This is a genomic window from Streptomyces sp. MP131-18, assembly GCF_001984575.1.
GTDB classification, from domain to species: Bacteria; Actinomycetota; Actinomycetes; order Streptomycetales; family Streptomycetaceae; genus Streptomyces; species Streptomyces johnsoniae.
On the sequence record NZ_LZNS01000001.1, the window covers coordinates 6,993,829 to 6,995,312 of the forward strand.

The 1,484-nt window shown below is 76.5% G+C and carries 1 protein-coding gene; it reads left to right on the forward strand.

Translation table 11 applies throughout. The features are described 5' to 3' along the window. A partial coding sequence (locus STBA_RS31205) for an acyltransferase domain-containing protein (protein WP_143659641.1) occupies positions 1-1,484 on the forward strand: 1,484 nt, incomplete at both ends.

Here is a 1,484-nt window from a genome sequence, read left to right on the forward strand (position 1 = left end):
ATCCCCGTCGACTACGCCTCCCACGGTCCGCAGGTCGAAGCCATACGCGACGAACTGCTCACCGCGCTGGCGGAGATCGCCCCCCGCCAGGCAACCGTCCCGTTCTTCTCCACCGTCACCGCCGAGCCGGTCGACACCGGTGGCCTCGACGCCGCCTACTGGTACACCAACCTGCGCGAAACCGTCCGCTTCGAGGACACCACCCGGGCCCTGCTCGCCGCGGGCCACGGCCTCTTCGTCGAGGTCAGCGCGCATCCCGTGCTCACCACCGCCATCGAGGACAGCATCCAGGCCGCCGCCGAGGACGCCGACATCGAGGCCGCCGCCGTCGGCACCCTGCGCAAGGACGAGAACGGGCCGCTGCGCTTCCTCACCTCCCTGGCCGAGGCACATGCCCACGGCGCCCGCGTCGACTGGACCGCCCACGCCGCACCGGCCGCCGCCGGCGCCACGGGGCCGGCCGTTCCGCTGCCCACCTACGCCTTCCAGCGCCGCCGTTACTGGCTCGACGCCCCCGCGGGTACCGCAAGCGCCGCGGGACTCGGCCTCAGCAACGCGGAACACCCGCTGCTGGGCGCGCTGGTCGCCCTCGCCGACGCGGACGGCGTCCTGTTCACCGGCCAGATCTCGCTGCGTGCCCAGCCGTGGCTCGCCGGCCACGCCGTGCGCGGCGACGTTCTCCTGCCCGGCACCGCCCTGCTCGAACTCGCGGTCCAGGCAGGCGATCAGGTCGGCTGCGGCACCGTGGAGGAGCTGACGCTCGAAGCGCCGCTCGTCCTGCCCGAGCGCGGCGACGTACAGCTCCAGCTCGTCGTGGACGAGCCCGGTGCCGACGGCCGGCGCGCCCTGCGGCTGTACGCGCGCCCCGACGCCACGGCGCCCTGGACCCGCCACGCCGAAGGCATCGTCGCCCCCGGCGCCGAAGCCCCCGCGCCCGGCCTGCCGGCGGCCTGGCCCCCGGCCGACGCGGAACCGCTCCCCGTCGACGGTCTCTACGAGCAGCTCGCCGCCCGCGGCTTCGCCTACGACGGCGCGTTCCGCGGCCTGCGCGGTGCCTGGCACCGCGCCGCACGCCCGGATGGCGAACCGGCCGAACTGTACGCCGAGGTCGCCCTGCCCGAGACCGCCAGGGCCGACGCCGAACACTACGGCCTCCACCCGGCGCTCCTCGACGCCGCGCTCCACCCCCTGGCCCTGGTGGACGGCTCGGAGGCGGACGGCGGGCGGCTGCCGTTCTCCTGGTCGGGCGTCAGCCTGCACGCGGTCGGCGCCGCGGCGCTCCGCGTCCGCCTGCGCCTCCTCGGCACCGGCCAGGTCGCGGTGACCGTCGCCGACGCCGCCGGTGAACTCGTCGCCGACATCCACGGCCTCGCCCTCCGCCCGCCCGCCGGGGCACCGGCGGACGCGGCCGGCCCCGCCCTCCGCCCCGTCGTGTGGCGGCCGCTGACGGCACCGCTGACCGCAACGGGCCCGGCACCTGATGT